This window comes from Nocardioides sp. B-3 (genome assembly GCF_024703895.1).
Lineage (GTDB): Bacteria > Actinomycetota > Actinomycetes > Propionibacteriales > Nocardioidaceae > Nocardioides.
The window spans coordinates 1,283,742-1,299,997 of the sequence record NZ_CP087968.1 but is presented as its reverse complement, the minus strand read 5'-3'; the positions used below and the strand labels follow the sequence as shown (position 1 = coordinate 1,299,997).

Below are 16,256 nucleotides of genomic sequence, written 5' to 3'. Positions count from 1 at the left end.
CACATGGGTATTGAAGAGAAGCTGCCGTCCGGCGTCCTCCTGACGACCGTCGAAGGTGTTGCCGGCTACATGCGCAAGGCGTCCTTCTGGCCGGCCACCTTCGGCCTGGCCTGCTGCGCGATCGAGATGATGACGACGGGTGGTCCGAAGTACGACCTCGCCCGCTTCGGCATGGAGGTCTTCCGTGCCAGCCCGCGCCAAGGCCGACCTGATGATCGTCGCCGGTCGCGTGAGCAACAAGATGGCTCCCGTCCTGCGCCAGATCTACGACCAGATGCCCGACCCGAAGTGGGTGCTCGCCATGGGCGTCTGCGCGTCCAGTGGCGGCATGTTCAACAACTACGCCGTCGTGCAGGGCGTCGACCACATCGTGCCCGTCGACATGTACCTCCCCGGCTGCCCGCCCCGCCCGGAGATGCTGATCGACGCAATCCTCAAGCTGCACGACCGGGTCCAGTCGACCAAGCTCGGCGTCAACCGGCTCGCCGAGATCGAGCTGCAGGAGTCCAACGCCCTGAAGGCGCTGCCGACCTCCCAGATGCGAGGCCTTCTCCGATGACCGACAACACCCGGGACCCCTCGACCGACCCGGTCGCCGGCGACCGGGAGATCAAGCGTGCCGTCGGCACCCGCCGGGGCATGTTCGGCGTCAAGGGCACCGGCGACACCTCGGGGTATGGCGGTCTCGTCACCCCCACGGTCTACCCCGGTGACTCCCAGCGCCCCTTCGGCGGCTGGTTCGACGAGGTCGCCGACGCCCTCGAGGCCCGCCTCAGGTCGACCGACCTCGACGCCGCGATCGAGCGCGTCGTCGTCCACCGTGGCGAGATCACCTTCCACGTCCGCCGCGAGGACCTCGCCTTCGTCGCGCAGATGCTGCGCGACGACGAGGACCTCCGCTTCGAGTTCTGTGCCGGCGTCAGTGGCGTCCACTACCCCGACGACACCGGGCGGGAGCTGCACGCGGTCTATCACCTGCTCTCGATGACCCACAACCGTCGCATCCGGCTCGAGGTCACCTGCCCCGACGCCGACCCGCACATCCCCAGCCCGGTCAGCATCTACCCGACCAACGACTGGCACGAGCGCGAGACCCGGGACATGTTCGGCATCCAGTTCGACGGACACCCGGCCATGACCCGCATCCTGATGCCCGACGACTGGCCGGGCCACCCTGCAGCGCAAGGACTACCCCTTGGGCGGCATCCCCGTGGAGTACAAGGGCGCCACCATCGCGCCCCCCGACCAGCGGAGGTCCTACAACTAATGGGCACCACAGACAGCCAGCAGGACCTGTACGCCGACCCGAGCGAGACCAGCCGGGGCACGGTCTTCACGGTCACCGGCCGGGACTGGGACTCCATCACCCCGGGGACTCGGCGACTCCGCCGAGGAGCGGGTCGTGGTCAACATGGGACCGCAGCACCCGTCGACGCACGGCGTGCTGCGCCTGATCCTCGAGCTCGATGGTGAGACGGTCACCGAGGCCCGCTGCGGCATCGGCTACCTCCACACCGGCATCGAGAAGAACATGGAATACCGCTCCCGGGTGCAGGGCGTCACGTTCTGCACGCGGATGGACTACCTCTCCCCGTTCTTCAACGAGGCGACCTACTCCCTCGGCGTCGAGCGCCTCCTCGACATCGAGGACGACATCCCGGAGAAGGCGCAGGTCATGCGCGTCCTCCTGATGGAGCTCAACCGCATCTCCTCCCACGGTCTGCATCGCGACCGGCGGCATGGAGATCGGCGCCCTGACCGTGATGACGATCGGCTTCCGCGAGCGCGAGCTGGTGCTCGACCTCTTCGAGCTGATCACCGGCCTGCGCATGAACCACGCGTTCATCCGTCCCGGCGGTGTCGCCCGGGACCTGCCGCCCGGCGCGCTCGACGAGATCCGTGACTTCATCGCGCTGATGAAGAAGCGGCTCCCGGAATACGCCGCCCTGTGCAACGCCAACCCGATCTTCAAGGCCCGCCCGGAGAACGTCGGCCACCTCGACCTCGCCGGCTGCCCGGCGCTCGGCCTGTCCGGCCCGCCGCTGCGCGCGACCGGCTACGCCTCGGGACCTGCGCAAGACGCAGCCCTACTCCGGCTACGAGGACTACGACTTCGAGGTCCAGACCCGGGACACGGCCGACGCCTACGGCCGCTTCCGCATCCGGCTCAACGAGATGAGCGAGTCGCTCAAGATCGTGGAGCAGGCGGCCGACCGGCTCGCCAACCTCGAGGGCGCACCGGTCATGGTCGCCGACAAGAAGATCGCCCGGCCCAGCCAGCTCGCGATCGGCTCCGACGGCATGGGCAACTCCCTCGACCACATCCGCCACATCATGGGTGAGTCGATGGAAGCGCTGATCCACCACTTCAAGCTCGTCACCGAGGGCTTCCGGGTCCCGCCGGGCCGGGCCTACGTCCCGATCGAGTCGCCGCGCGGCGAGCTCGGCGCGCACGTGGTCTCCGACGGCGGCACGCGCCCGTTCCGCGCGCACTTCCGCGATCCGTCCTTCACCAACCTCCGGGCCACGAGCGTGATGAGCGAGGGCGGCATGGTCGCCGACGTCATCGTCGCCATCGCCTCCATCGACCCCGTGATGGGAGGTGTCGACCGATGACTGCCAAGTTCACCGAGAACGACACGGCACTGACGCCCGAGACGTACGCCGAGCTGCGGGCCATCGCCGCCCGCTACCCCGAGGCACGCTCGGGCCTGCTCCCGATGCTGCACCTCGTGCAGTCGGTCGAGGGGCGCGTGACGCCCGAGGGGATCGCGGCCTGCGCCGAGGTGCTCGACATCTCGGCCGCCGAGGTCAGCGGCGTCGCGACGTTCTACACGATGTACAAGCGCAAGCCCGTCGGCGACTACCTCGTCGGTGTCTGCACCAACACGCTGTGCGCGGTGATGGGCGGCGACCTGATCTTCGATCGGCTCAAGGAGCACCTCGACGTCGGCAACGACGAAACAACAGAGCAGACGGCCGAATATCCAAACGCAGTCACCCTCGAGCACATCGAGTGCAACGCGGCCTGCGACTACGCCCCGGTGATGATGGTCAACTGGGAGTTCATGGACAACCAGACCCCCGACTCGGCGGTCCGGGCAGTCGACGACCTGCGCGCCGGCAAGGACGTCCACTCCACGCGCGGCCCCGGGCTGTGCACCGGAAGCAGGCCGAGCGCGTGCTCGCCGGCTTCCCCGACGACCTCGCCGACGAGGGCCCGACCGCCGGGCCGGCGTCGCTCGTCGGTCTCAAGATCGCGCGGGAGAAGGGCTGGACGGCCCCGACCCGGGCCGAGCTGCCCGCGGCCGACGCGAAGGGTGACGAGAAGTGACCGACGTACTGACCCCGGTCCTCACCGACAACTGGGACCCGGGACCGCGCTCGGACGCTGGCTGCCTACGAGCAGCAGGGTGGCTACGCCGCGCTGAAGAAGGCGCTCACCATGGCGCCCGACGACATCATCACCGCGGTCAAGGACTCCGGCCTGCGCGGCCGTGGCGGCGCCGGCTTCCCCACCGGCATGAAGTGGGGATTCATCCCTGCAGGACAACCCGAAGCCGAAGTACCTCGTGGTCAACGCCGACGAGTCGGAGCCGGGCACCTGCAAGGACATCCCGCTCATGATGGCCAGCCCGCACACGCTGGTCGAGGGCGTCATCATCAGCTCCTTCGCGATCCGCGCCAACCACGCGTTCATCTACGTCCGCGGCGAGGTCCTGCACGTCATCCGTCGGCTGCAGCGCGCGGTCCCAGAGGCCTACCTCGCCGGCCACCTCGGCAAGAACATCCACGGCTCGGGCTACGACCTCGACGTCGTCGTGCACGCCGGCGCCGGGGCCTACATCTGTGGCGAGGAGACCGCGCTGCTCGAGGGCCTCGAGGGTCGACGCGGCCAGCCGCGCCTGCGCCCGCCGTTCCCCGCGGTCGCCGGGCTCTACGCCAGCCCGACCGTCATCAACAACGTCGAGTCCATCGCGTCCGTGCCGAGCATCATCGAGCACGGCGCAAGCTGGTTCGCCTCGATGGGGACCGAGAAGTCCAAGGGCTACGGCATCTTCAGCCTCTCGGGCCACGTCACCAGAGCCGGGTCAGTACGAAGCTCCGCTCGGCATCACGCTGCGCCAGCTGATCGACCCGGCCGGTGGCATGCGCGAGGGCCACGAGCTCAAGTTCTGGACCCCCGGTGGCTCGAGCACCCCGCTCCTGACCAACGATCACCTCGACGTACCCCTCGACTTCGAAGGCGTCGGGGCGGCCGGATCCATGCTCGGCACCCGCGCACTCCAGCTCTTCGACGAGACCACGTGCGTGCTGCGGGCGGTGCTGCGCTGGACCGAGTTCTACAAGCACGAGTCCTGCGGCAAGTGCACCCCGTGCCGCGAGGGCACGTGGTGGCTGGTGCAGACCCCGGCCCGGCTGGAGAAGGGGCAGGGCAGCGAGAGCGATCTCGACCTGCTCCTCGACCAGTGCGACAACATCCCGGGCCGATCGTTCTGCGCCCTCGGTGACGGCGCGACCAGCCCGATCTCGAGCTCGATCAAGTACTTCCGCGAGGAGTACCTCGCGCACCTGCGCCACGGCGGCTGCCCGTTCGACCCGAATGCCTCGACCACCTTCGCGACCACCGGAGCGAACGCATGACGACGACCCCGGAGAAGACCGCCCCGGTCACCGTCACCATCGACGGTGTCCGTGTCAGCGTCCCGCCCAACACCCCGGTCATCCGCGCCGCCGAGCAGGTGGGCGTGCAGGTGCCGCGGTTCTGCGACCACCCGCTGCTCGCGCCCGTGGGCGCCTGCCGCCAGTGCCCGGTCGACATCCCCGACGCCGGCAACGGCAAGCCGATCCCCAAGCCGCAGGCCTCCTGCACGTTGCCGGTCGCCGAGGGCATGGTCGTCGAGACGCAGGTGACGAGCAAGGTCGCCGACAAGGCGCAGCAGGGCGTGATGGAGTTCCTGCTCATCAACCACCCGCTCGACTGTCCGGTCTGCGACAAGGGCGGCGAGTGCCCCCTGCAGAACCGGGCGATGTCCAACGGCCGCGGGGAGAGCCGGTTCGAGGGCGTCAAGCGCACCTTCCCCAAGCCGATCAACCTCTCGGCCCAGATCCTGCTCGACCGCGAGCGCTGCATCGTCTGCCAGCGCTGCACCCGTTTCACCGACGAGATCGCCGGTGACCCGTTCATCGAGATGGTCGAGCGTGGCGCCCAGCAGCAGGTCGGCATCGCCGACGGTGCGCCGTTCCTGTCCTACTTCTCCGGCAACACGATCCAGATCTGCCCGGTCGGCGCGCTGACGAGTGCCGAATACCGCTTCCGCTCGCGCCCCTTCGACCTCGTGTCCACGCCGGGTGTCGCGGAGCACGACTCCTGTGGTGCCGCGATCCGCGTCGACCACCGTCGCGGCAAGGTCATGCGTCGCCTCGCCGGCAACGACCCCGAGGTCAACGAGGAGTGGATCAGCGACAAGGACCGCTTCGCCTTCCACTACGCCCGCCGGGACGACCGGATCACGCACCCGATGGTGCGCGACGAGGACGGCCAGCTGCGTCCCGCGTCGTGGCCCGAGGCCTTCACGGTCGCGGCTCGCGGCCTGCAGACGGCCGGTCCCAGCGCAGTGCTCACCGGTGGTCGCGTGACCGCCGAGGACGCCTACGCCTACGCCAAGTTCGCCCGGGTCGCGCTCGGCACCAACGACATCGACTTCCGCGCCCGCCCGCACAGCGCCGAGGAGGCCGACTTCCCGGCCTCGGTCGTCGCCCTGTCCGGTGACGTGTCGTACGCCGACCTCGAGACCGCCTCCGTCGTCGTGCTCGCCGGCCCGGAGCCCGAGGACGAGGCGGCGACCATCTTCCTCCGGCTCCGCAAGGCGTCGAAGGGCAAGACGAAGATCGTGGCGCTGGCGCCGTACGCCACGCGCGGGCTGCTCAAGATGAACGGTCGCGTGATCCCGACCGCGCCCGGCACGGAGGCCGACGCCCCGGCCGCGCTGGCCAGCGACGGCGTCACCGCGCTCGACGCGGGCGGCGTGATCCCGGTCGGGGAGCGCCTCGCCCAGAGCCACGGCGCGCTGATCGCCGCGGTCGAGCTCGCGAAGACGACTGGTGCTCGACTGGCCCGGGTGCCGCGTCGCGCCGGTGACCGCGGTGCGGTCGAGGCGGGCTGCCTGCCCACCCTGCTGCCCGGCGGTCGTCCCGCTTCCGACGCATCTGCTCGCGTCGATGCCGCCACTGCCCGGGGCGTGGACTCGCTGCCAGACAAGGCCGGACGAGACGGCGACGCCATCGTCGCCGCGCTCGTCAAGGGTGACCTCGCCGGCCCGGGTCATCGGCGGCGTGGACCCCGACGACACCAGCGACCCGGCCGCCACCCGCGCGGCCATCGAGGCCGCCCAGTTCGTGGTCAGCCTCGAGCAGCGACTGACCGACGTCGCCGCCAGCGCCGACGTCGTGCTGCCGGTCGCCCCGGTCGCCGACAAGGCCGGCACCTTCGTCACCCGGGAGGGCCGCCCGCGTCCCTTCGAGGCGGTGTTCGCCAACCCCGGCTCGCTGCCCGACCTGCGCATCCTCGTCGGCATCGCCGACGAGCTCGCCGCACTGGGTCAGGGGACTGCACTCGGCTTCCGCACGGTGCACGAGGTGCGCGCCGAGATGGAGGCGATGGGCCCGTGGGACGGCGTCCGCCCGGCGCTCAAGCTCGGCAAGGAGCCCAAGAGGCCCAAGCCGAAGGCAGGTGCGCTGGCGCTGTCCACCCGGGAAGCTGCTGCTCGACCGCGGCTCCCTGCAGGACGGTGACGCCAACCTCGCGGCCACGGCCCGACCGGCCGTCGCCCGGATCAACCGGGCGGCCTACGACGCCCTCTTCGGCATGCACGACGGCGCGGCCACCGCGGTCCTCACCGGTGACCGGGGCTCGGTCACGCTGCCGGTCGAGGTCGCCGAGATGCCCGACGGTGTCGTGTGGGTGCCGGCCAACTCATTCGGCCGCGGTGTGCTCGCCGGCCTCGCGTCGCCCGGTGGCTCCGTCACCCTGAAGGGAGCCAAGTGATGAGCGCTCAGATCATCGGTCTGGTGGCGGACGACCTGTCCGCCTTCGGCCGGGACCCGTGGTGGCTGATCCTGATCAAGGCCGTCCTGATCTTCGTGGTGCTGGTCCTGTTGACGCTGTTCAACATCTGGTTCGAGCGCCGCGTCGTCGCGCGCATGCAGCACCGCATCGGCCCCAACGTGCACGGCCCCTTCGGCCTCCTGCAGTCGCTGGCCGACGGTGTGAAGCTCGCGCTCAAGGAGGACATCATCCCGAAGGCCGCCGACAAGGTGGTCTTCCTGCTGGCGCCGGTGATCGCCACGGTCCCGGCCTTCGTGACGTTCGCGGTCATCCCCTTCGGTCCCGAGGTCGGGCTGCCGTTCACCGACCGCACCACCCCGCTGCAGCTGACCGACATGCCGGTCGCGGTGCTCTTCGTGATGGCGATCGCCTCGATCGGCATCTACGGCATCGTCCCGGGTGGCTGGTCCAGCGGATCGACGTACAGCCTGCTCGGCGGCCTGCGCTCGAGCGCGCAGATGATCTCCTACGAGGTCGCCATGGGTCTCGCACTCGTCGCGGTCTTCCTGTACGCCGGCTCGATGTCGACCAGCGAGATCGTGGCCGCGCAGAACCCCGGCCGGGAGTACTGGCTCGGCGTCATCCCGGTGCCCACGTGGTACGCCCTGATCCTGCTGCCGTCGTTCATCATCTACGTGATCGCGATGGTCGGCGAGACCAACCGCGCGCCCTTCGACCTCCCCGAGGCCGAGGGTGAGCTGGTCGGCGGGTTCCACACCGAATACTCCAGCCTGAAGTTCGCGCTGTTCTTCCTCGCCGAATACATCAACATGGCGACGGTGTCCGCGCTCGCGACGACCCTGTTCTTCGGCGGCTGGCACGCCCCGTGGCCGATCATCCGAGTCTGGGAGGGCGCCGACTCGGGCTACTGGCCGCTGCTGTGGTTCTTCGGCAAGATGTTCGTCTTCATCTTCATGTTCATCTGGCTGCGCGGCTCGCTGCCGCGACTGCGCCATGACCAGTTCATGGCGTTCGGCTGGAAGCGGCTGATCCCGATCGCGCTGGCCCGGATCATCGCCGTCGCAACGATCCGCGTCGTCACCCTCGACGGCGGCCTCGACCGGTCCTACCTGCTGGCCGCCGCCGGTGTCTTCCTCGCGCTGTGCATCGTGCTGTTCTTCTTCGGCGACAGCGAGGGCGAGGAGCCCGTGACGACACCGACCGACGTCGAGCACGACGCCTTCGCCGGGGGCTTCCCGACGCCGCCGATGCCCGTCGGGGGTGCGGTCCGTGGCGACGCACGCCCGCTGACCTTCGCCGATCGAAGCAACACCGTGACCGGCACCACCAAGCCGGACCGAGAGAAGTGATGGCTGAGTCCAAGAGGTTCTGGGACCCGGTCGCCGGGTTCGGGGTCACGTTCCGCACGATGTTCAAGAAGGTCGTGACGGAGCAGTACCCCTTCGAGAAGATGCCCACCGCGCCCCGTTTCCACGGCCGGCACCAGCTCAACCGCTGGCCCGACGGGCTGGAGAAGTGCATCGGCTGCGAGCTGTGCGCCTGGGCCTGCCCGGCCGACGCGATCTACGTCGAGGGCGGCTCCAACACGGAGGACGAGCGCTTCAGCCCCGGTGAGCGTTACGGCCGCGTCTACCAGATCAACTACCTGCGCTGCATCCTCTGCGGCCTGTGCATCGAGGCGTGCCCGACGCGCGCTGACGATGACGAACGAATACGAGCTGGCCGACAACAACCGGGCCGACCTCATCTACGAGAAGTCCGACCTCCTCGCCCCGCTGCTGCCCGGCATGGAGCAGCCGCCGCACCCGATGCGGCTCGGAGCCGACGAGGGTGACTACTACCGCGGCACCTACGCTGCCCCGGCTCCGACCGAGAGGGGCGGCAAGTGACCTTCTGGATCCTCGCCCCGATCATGGTGGCGGCCGCCCTCGGCATCCTGTTCGTCCGCAAGGCCGTCCACGCCGCGATGCTGCTGGCCGTCGTGATGATCAGCCTCGCCGTCCTGTACGCCGTCCCGGGAAGCGCCGTTCCTGTTCGCGGTCCAGATCATCGTCTACACCGGCGCGATCCTGATGCTCTTCCTGTTCGTGCTGATGCTGGTGGGCGTCGACGCGTCCGACTCGGTGGTCGAGACGATCAAGGGACAGCGCGCGCTGGCCACGATCTTCGGCCTCGTCCTCGGACTCGTGCTCGTGGTCGGCCTTTCGCAGGTCACCCTCGGCACGGCCGTCGGCCTCGAGAAGGCCAACACCGGCGGCAACATCGAGCAGCTCGCCAACATCTTGTTCTCTCGCTACGTCTTCGCCTTCGAGGCCACCAGCGCCCTGCTGATCACGGCCGCGATCGGTGCGATGGTGCTCGCGCACCGAGAGCGCCTCGAGCCCAAGGCGACGCAGGCCTCCATGGCCGCGCAGCGGATGAAGGACTACGCCGAGCATGGCTTGCACCTCGGTCCGCTCGCCGCGCCCGGTGTCTATGCCCGCCACAACGCGGTCGACACCCCGGCCCTGCTGCCCGACGGCACCGCGTCGGAGTCCTCGATCTCGCGGGTGCTCGCTGCTCGCGGCGTCGTCCGCTCGGGTCCGGCCCCGGCCGACGACATCGACGAGGTCCAGCGCCAGCTGGGACAGGACCCGACGGCGATGCCCGAGACCTCGGGCAGGTCCGGCGCCCCCGCCAGCACCGAGGAGGACGTGAAGTGACTGAATACATCGTCCTGTCCGCGATCCTCTTCACCATCGGCTGCATCGGCGTCCTCACGCGACGCAACGCCATCGTGGTCTTCATGTGCATCGAGCTGATGCTCAACGCCGGCAACCTCGCGCTCGTCGCGTTCTGCCAAGCAGCACGGCAACCTCGACGGCCGGGTCGCGGCCTTCTTCGTGATGGTCGTGGCGGCTGCCGAGGTCGTGATCGGCCTCGCGATCATCATGACCATCTTCCGCACGCGACGGTCCGCCTCCGTCGACGACGCCAGTCTGCTGAAGTACTGAGGGGCCTGACGTGACTCTTGACGCAATCCTGCTTGCCTCCTCCGAGGCGGCCCACGAGATCCCGGTGGTCCACCCGACCGCCGCCGAGGGTGTCTTCACCGGCTCTGGCTGATCATCGCGCTGCCTCTCGCGGGCGCGGCCGTGCTGCTCCTCGGTGGTGCCTTCGCCAAGGGCGCCCTGGACAAGGTCGGCCACTGGATCGGTACGGCGACCGCCGCCGGGTCCTTCGTCCTCAGCCTGATCCTCTTCGTCAGCCTGCTGGGGCGCGAGGAGTCGGAGCGCCAGCTCGGCCAGCACCTCTTCACCTGGTTCGAGGTCGGCAGCTTCAACGTCGGCATGGATCTGCTCTACGACCCACTGTCGGCACTGTTCCTGCTGCTGATCACCGGCGTCGGATCGCTGATCCACGTCTACTCCATCGGCTACATGGAGCACGACGCCCGGCGTCGCCGCTTCTTCGGCTACCTCAACCTCTTCGTCGCCGCGATGCTGGTGCTCGTCCCGGGTGCCAACTACCTCGTCGTCTTCCTCGGCTGGGAGGGCGTCGGCCTCTGCTCCTACCTCCTGATCGGCTTCTGGCAGCACAAGCACTCCGCCGCCGCTGCCGCGAAGAAGGCCTTCGTCATCAACCGCGTCGGCGACATCGGCCTCTCGCTGGCCGTTGCCCTGATGTTCACGACATTCGGCACCACCGACTTCGCGGCCGTCAGCGAGCAGGCGTCCGGCGCCTCGCAGACCACGCTCAACCTGCTCGGGCTGCTGCTCCTGCTCGCCGCGTGCGGCAAGTCGGCCCAGTTCCCGCTGCAGGCCGGCTCCTCGACGCGATGGAGGGCCCGACCCCGGTCTCCGCCCTGATCCACGCGGCGACCATGGTCACCGCCGGTGTCTACCTCATCGTCCGGTCCAACTTCATCTACGAACTGACCCCCGGTGGCGCAGACGACGGTGGTCATCATTGCCACCATCACGCTGCTCTGGGGTGCGATCCTCGGTTGCGCCAAGGACGACATCAAGAAGGCGCTGGCCGGCTCCACGATGAGCCAGATCGGCTACATGATGCTGGCCGCCGGTCTCGGCGTCGCGGGCTACCCGTTCGCGATCTTCCACCTGCTCACGCACGGCTTCTTCAAGGCCAACATGTTCCTCGGCGCCGGCTCGGTCATGCACGGCATGAACGACGACGTCGACATGCGCCACTACGGCGGCCTGCGCACCTACATGCCGGTCACGTTCCTGACCTTCGCGATGGGCTACCTCGCGATCATCGGGTTCCCCGGCTTCTCCGGCTTCTTCTCCAAGGACAAGATCATCGAGACCGCGCTCGCGGACAACTTGATCGTCGGTCTCTGCGCCCTGCTCGGTGCCGGCATCACCGGCTTCTACATGACGCGGCTGATGCTGATGACCTTCTTCGGCGACAAGTCCCGCTGGGAGAAGGGCGCGCACCCGCACGAGTCGCCCCACGTGATGACGGTCCCGCTGATCGTCCCGGCCGCGCTGTCGGTCCTCGGTGGCGTGCTGCTGCTCGGTGACTTCGTGGTCGAGTTCCTCGCCCCCGTCACCGGGATCGCCGAGCACCACGAGCCGCCGCTGCCCGCCATCGTGATCACCCTCATCGTGGTCGGGGTCGTCGGCATCGGGGTCGCCGCCGCCCGGTTCCTCGTCGGCAAGCAGACGATCCCGCGGGAGGCTCCGACCGAGGTCTCCTTCGCGACCGGGGGCCGCCCGCGCCGATCTGTACGGCGACGCCATCAACGACGCAGTCGTCGTGGCGCCCGGCAGGTCGCTGACCACGGGTCTGGCGTCCTTCGACCGGTTCGGTGTCGACGGAGTCATCGAGGGTGGCTCGGCCGGTGTCGGTGCCATGTCCGGTGTCCTGCGCCGCGTCCAGAACGGCTTCGTCCGCTCCTATGCCCTCTCCCTGCTCGGCGGCGCGTTGCTCGTCGTCCCGGCCCTCCCGGCGGTGAACCTCTCGTGAGCGACCTCCCTGTTCTCTCCGTCCTGATCGCGATTCCCCTCGTGGGCGCGATCGTGACGGCGTTCCTCCCGGCCGCGACTGCCCGGCTGGCCGGTCTCGGCTTCGCCGGCGCCGCGCTGCTGTGGGCTGCGATCGCCGCGCTGTCGACGTACGACCTCGACGGCGGGATGCAGCTGACCGAGACGCATGCCCGGATCGAGGCGCTCGGCGTGCACTACGCCCCGGGCGTCGACGGCCCGGGCCTGCTGATGGTGCTGCTCACCACGCTCCCGGTGCCGATCGTGCTCGCCGCGTCGTGGCACGAGGCCGACGAGGACGGCAACTCCGGCAGCCGCACGTTCGTCGCCCGGGTGCTGGCGCTCGAGGCGATGTCGCTGGCCGTCTTCACCGCCACCGACGTCTTCCTCTTCTACGTCGTCTTCGAGGCGACGCTGATCCCGGCCTACTTCCTGATCGGCGGCTTCGGCCGGTCCGGTCGTGGCCGCGCGGCCACCAAGTTCCTGATCTACCAGCTCGCCGGCGGGCTGATCATGCTCGCGTCGGTGATCGGGCTCTACGTCGTCTCGTCGAACAACGGCAAGCCGTCCTTCCTGCTGACCGACCTCGCCGCGCTCGACATCGACCCGATCACGCAGCGCTGGCTGTTCGTCGGCTTCTTCATCGCCTTCGCGATCAAGGCGCCGATGTTCCCCGTGCACACCGGCTGGCCGACACGACCGAGAAGGCGACCACCGGCACGTCGGTGCTCCGGTCTGCGTGCTCGACAAGATCGGCACGTTCGGCATGCTGCGCTTCTGCCTCGGGCTGTTGCCCGACGCGTCGCAGTGGGCCACGCCGCTGGTGGTCGTGCTCGCGCTGATCTCGATCGTGTACGGCGCACTGGTGGCCATCGGCCGGGACGACCTGCTGCGCCTGATCGGCCTGACGTCGCTGTCGCACTTCGGCTTCATCGTGCTCGGCATCTTCGTCTTCAGCAGCCGGGGCATCTCCGGCTCGATCCTCTACATGGTCAACCACGGCATCGGCACGGCCGCGCTGTTCCCGGTCGCCGGCTACCTCATCCGTCGTCGCGGCACCGCCTCGATCAAGGCGATGGGCGGCGGCGTGGAGAAGGTCGCCCCGGTCCCGGCCGGCACGCTCCTGATCGCGGGCCTCGCGGCCTGCGGACTGCCCGGCCTGTCGCCGTTCGTCTCGGAGATGCTGGTCATCATCGCGGCCTTCAACCACGCCACGGTGGGCCGGCGCGATCGCCGTGACCGCCATCGTGCTCGCCGCGATCTACGTGCTCTGGGCCTACCAGCGCACCATGACCGGCCCGGGCGGGGACTTCGAGAAGGTCGAGGTCATGCGTGACCTCGACGCCCGCGAGGTCGGCACGCTCGCACCGCTGCTGCTCGCCCTCGTGCTGTTCGGCTTCTTCCCGATGCCGTTGCTCGACGTCATCAATCCGCACGTCACCGACATCATGAGCAACGTCGGTGTCACCGACGCCCCGCCGACCGTCACCGGTTCGGTCAGCTCGCAGGGAGGCCACCCGTGACCGACTTCGTGAAGCCCACGATCGACTACTTCGAGCTGTTCCCGCTCCCGGTCGTCTTCGGTGTCGCCTGCCTCGGCGTGCTGGTCGAGGCGTTCGCGCCCCGTGCCGCCCGCTACGGCGCCCGAGTGCTGCTGTCGCTGGTCGGTCTCGTGGCCGCGCTCGTCAGCGTCGTGCTCATCGCCCGCGACGCCGAGGTCCATGCCGACGGCGCCGCCCGCGGCATCCTCGCGGTCGGCGGCACGATCGCGATCGACGGACCCACGCTCTTCCTGTGGGGTCTCATCCTCGTGCTGGCCATCTGCGGCGTGCTGCTCTTCGCCGAGCGCCACCTCGACGGCGGGGTCTCGGCCTTCGCCGGCCGGGCCGCCGCGCTGCCCGGCTCCGAGGCCGAGCGCGAGGCCGGGGCCAAGGGCCTCGACCACACCGAGGTCTACCCGCTCCTGATGTTCGCGGTCTTCGGCATGCTGCTCTTCCCGGCGTCCAACGACCTGCTGACCATGTTCGTCGGCCTCGAGGTCCTGTCGCTGCCGCTCTACCTCCTCTGTGGCCCGGCGCGCCGTCGCCGCCTGCTGAGCCGGGGAGGCAGCGCTGAAGTACTTCCTCCTCGGCGCCTTCTCCTCCGGCTTCTTCCTGTACGGCGTCGCGCTGGTCTACGGATTCGCGGGCTCCATGGACTTCTCCGCGATCAACGAGTCGGTCCGCAACGACACCGGCAGCTCGGCGCTGCTGCTGATCGGCATGGGACTGATGACGGTCGGCCTGCTCTTCAAGGTCGGTGCCGCGCCGTTCCGGGCCTGGACCCCCGACGTCTACCGGGGCGCCCCGACCCCGGTCACCGCCTTCATGGCGGCCGCCACCAAGGTCGCCGCGTTCGGTGCGATCCTGCGCCTCTTCTACGTCGCCTTCGGCGCAGACCGCTGGTCGTGGCAGCCGATGATGTGGGTCGTCGCGATCCTGACGATGCTGGTCGGCGCGCTGCTGGCCATCACCCAGACCGACGTGAAGCGCCTGCTGGCCTACTCCTCGGTGGCGCACACCGGCTTCATCCTCACCGGGGTGCTCGGCGTGCAGGCGACCAGCGACCTCGCGCCCGGCGAGGTGAGCGCGCTGCAGGCGGTGCTGTTCTACCTCGCGACGTACGGCTTCGCGACGCTAGGCGCCTTCGCCGTGGTCAGCCCGGTCCGCGACTCCGCCGGTGAGGTCACCGCGCTCGACCGATGGGCAGGGCTCGGCAAGGAGTCGCCGATCGTGGCCGGTGTCTTCGCGTTCTTCCTGCTGGCGATGGCCGGCATCCCGCTCACCTCCGGCTTCGTGGGCAAGCTCGCGGTCTTCTCGGTGGCGCTGGCCGCCGGTGCCCGGCCGGTCGTGGTGGTGGCGGTCGTGGCGAGCATCATCGCGGCGTTCCTCTACATCCGGGTGATCAAGGCGATGTACTTCGACGAGCCCGTCGGTGACGGTCCCAGCGTCGCCTACCCGTCCGTGCTCACGGCCACCACGATCGCCTTCGGTGCCGCGGCCACGCTGATGCTCGGCGTTTTGCCGGGGCCGTTGCTCGATCTCGCGGGGCTTGCAGGACAATTCCTCAGGTGACCACCTCGTCAAGCTCCCCGGCGCTCCCCGTCGACGACTCGGCGCTCGCGCAGCGTCTTGCCGATCGCCCGGTCAAGGTCGAGGAGATGCTCGCCGGCTACTGCGAGGGCCGCACCGAATACGTGTCGAAGGCCGCCTCCCACCTGATGGCGGCCGGCGGCAAGCGCTTCCGCCCGCTGCTGGTGCTGCTGGCCGCGGAGACCGGCCCCACGCCGGACGCCGACGAGGTGCTCACGGCCGCGTGCGTCGTGGAGCTGACGCACGTCGCTTCGCTCTACCACGACGACGTGATGGACGAGGCCGACCTGCGCCGGGGTGCCGACACGGCCAACGCCCGCTGGGACAACCACGTCGCGATCCTCACCGGTGACTTCCTGTTCGGCCGCTCCTCCGAGCTGACCGCCGACCTCGGGCCCGACGCCGTCCGCATCCGGGCGCGGACCTTCACCCGACTGGTCGAGGGGCAGATCCTCGAGACCGTGCAGCCGGGTCCCGAGGAGGACCCGTTGGTGCACTACCTCGAGGTCGTGGCCGGCAAGACCGGTTCACTGATCGCCACGTCGGCGCACTACGGCGGCATGTTCGGTGGTTCGGCGCCCGAGGTGGTCGAGGCGCTGCGTGCGTACGGCGAGATCGTCGGCTCCGCCTTCCAGCTCTCCGACGACATCCTCGACATCGCGTCCGAGTCGGGTGAGTCCGGCAAGACCCCCGGCACCGACCTGCGCGAGGGTGTGCCCACGCTTCCGGTGCTGATGGCCCGCGCCTCCACCGACCCGACCGACGCACGCCTCCTCGAGCTGCTCGACGCCGACCTCACCGACGACCAGCTGCACGCCGAGGCGCTCGACCTCCTGCGCAAGCACCCCGCGATGGACGAGGCCCGCGCCTACGTCGTCGCCCGGGCCGCGACCGCCAAGTCGCTGCTCAGCGTCCCGGGAGCCGGGCTCCGTCCGGACCGCCCTCGAGTCCTTCGCCGACATCGTCGCCACTCGTTCCAGCTGACCCAACCCCCGGCCTCACCGTGACCCCGTCAGCGGTGAGTGACCCACATTTTCATTCCGTCGAATGTGGCTGGCGCACCGCTCC

Annotated in this window: 5 protein-coding genes and 10 pseudogenes; all 15 read left to right on the top strand. The window is 69.5% G+C overall.

The window, feature by feature from the left end; all coding sequences use genetic code 11:
• The first annotated feature begins 3 nt into the window (after nucleotides 1-3).
• Nucleotides 4-559 (top strand): annotated as a pseudogene (locus LP418_RS08600) (NuoB/complex I 20 kDa subunit family protein).
• A pseudogene (locus LP418_RS08595) lies at nucleotides 556-1,267 on the top strand (NADH-quinone oxidoreductase subunit C). Before LP418_RS08600 ends, LP418_RS08595 begins: the two co-directional pseudogenes overlap by 4 nt.
• Nucleotides 1,267-2,616 (top strand): annotated as a pseudogene (locus tag LP418_RS08590) (NADH-quinone oxidoreductase subunit D). Before LP418_RS08595 ends, LP418_RS08590 begins: the two co-directional pseudogenes overlap by 1 nt.
• Nucleotides 2,613-3,334, top strand: a pseudogene (nuoE, locus tag LP418_RS08585) (NADH-quinone oxidoreductase subunit NuoE). The pseudogenes LP418_RS08590 and nuoE overlap by 4 nt, the downstream one beginning before the upstream one ends.
• Nucleotides 3,331-4,644, top strand: a pseudogene (nuoF, locus tag LP418_RS08580) (NADH-quinone oxidoreductase subunit NuoF). Before nuoE ends, nuoF begins: the two co-directional pseudogenes overlap by 4 nt.
• Nucleotides 4,641-6,257 (top strand): annotated as a pseudogene (locus tag LP418_RS08575) (NADH-quinone oxidoreductase subunit G); the annotation flags it as partial. The pseudogenes nuoF and LP418_RS08575, both read left to right, overlap by 4 nt.
• Entirely contained in the window at nucleotides 6,223-6,795 is a 573-nt protein-coding gene (locus LP418_RS08570; protein WP_257956954.1) for a molybdopterin-dependent oxidoreductase, read from the top strand. The pseudogene LP418_RS08575 and the gene LP418_RS08570, both read left to right, overlap by 35 nt.
• A 252-nt stretch (nucleotides 6,796-7,047) precedes the next feature.
• Nucleotides 7,048-8,418, top strand: a complete 1,371-nt coding sequence (gene nuoH / locus LP418_RS08565) for an NADH-quinone oxidoreductase subunit NuoH (RefSeq protein WP_257955977.1) — start codon at nucleotides 7,048-7,050, stop codon at nucleotides 8,416-8,418.
• Nucleotides 8,418-8,958: pseudogene (gene nuoI, locus LP418_RS08560) on the top strand (NADH-quinone oxidoreductase subunit NuoI). The gene nuoH and the pseudogene nuoI overlap by 1 nt, the downstream one beginning before the upstream one ends.
• 183 nt (nucleotides 8,959-9,141) lie before the next feature.
• Nucleotides 9,142-9,771 (top strand): NADH-quinone oxidoreductase subunit J, encoded by a 630-nt coding sequence (locus tag LP418_RS08555; protein ID WP_336275941.1) that lies wholly within the window; start codon nucleotides 9,142-9,144, stop codon nucleotides 9,769-9,771.
• Nucleotides 9,768-10,062, top strand: a pseudogene (nuoK, locus tag LP418_RS30545) (NADH-quinone oxidoreductase subunit NuoK). Before LP418_RS08555 ends, nuoK begins: the two are co-directional and overlap by 4 nt.
• A 108-nt stretch (nucleotides 10,063-10,170) precedes the next feature.
• Nucleotides 10,171-12,040: pseudogene (nuoL, locus tag LP418_RS08540) on the top strand (NADH-quinone oxidoreductase subunit L).
• Nucleotides 12,037-13,580: pseudogene (locus tag LP418_RS32855) on the top strand (NADH-quinone oxidoreductase subunit M). Before nuoL ends, LP418_RS32855 begins: the two co-directional pseudogenes overlap by 4 nt.
• A 588-nt stretch (nucleotides 13,581-14,168) precedes the next feature.
• Nucleotides 14,169-15,170, top strand: coding sequence for an NADH-quinone oxidoreductase subunit NuoN (gene nuoN, locus LP418_RS30525; protein WP_336276041.1), 1,002 nt, complete (start codon nucleotides 14,169-14,171; stop codon nucleotides 15,168-15,170).
• On the top strand, nucleotides 15,167-16,195 hold the full coding sequence (locus LP418_RS08525) for a polyprenyl synthetase family protein (protein WP_336275939.1): 1,029 nt from the start codon (nucleotides 15,167-15,169) through the stop codon (nucleotides 16,193-16,195). Before nuoN ends, LP418_RS08525 begins: the two co-directional genes overlap by 4 nt.
• Nucleotides 16,196-16,256: the final 61 nt, after the last annotated feature.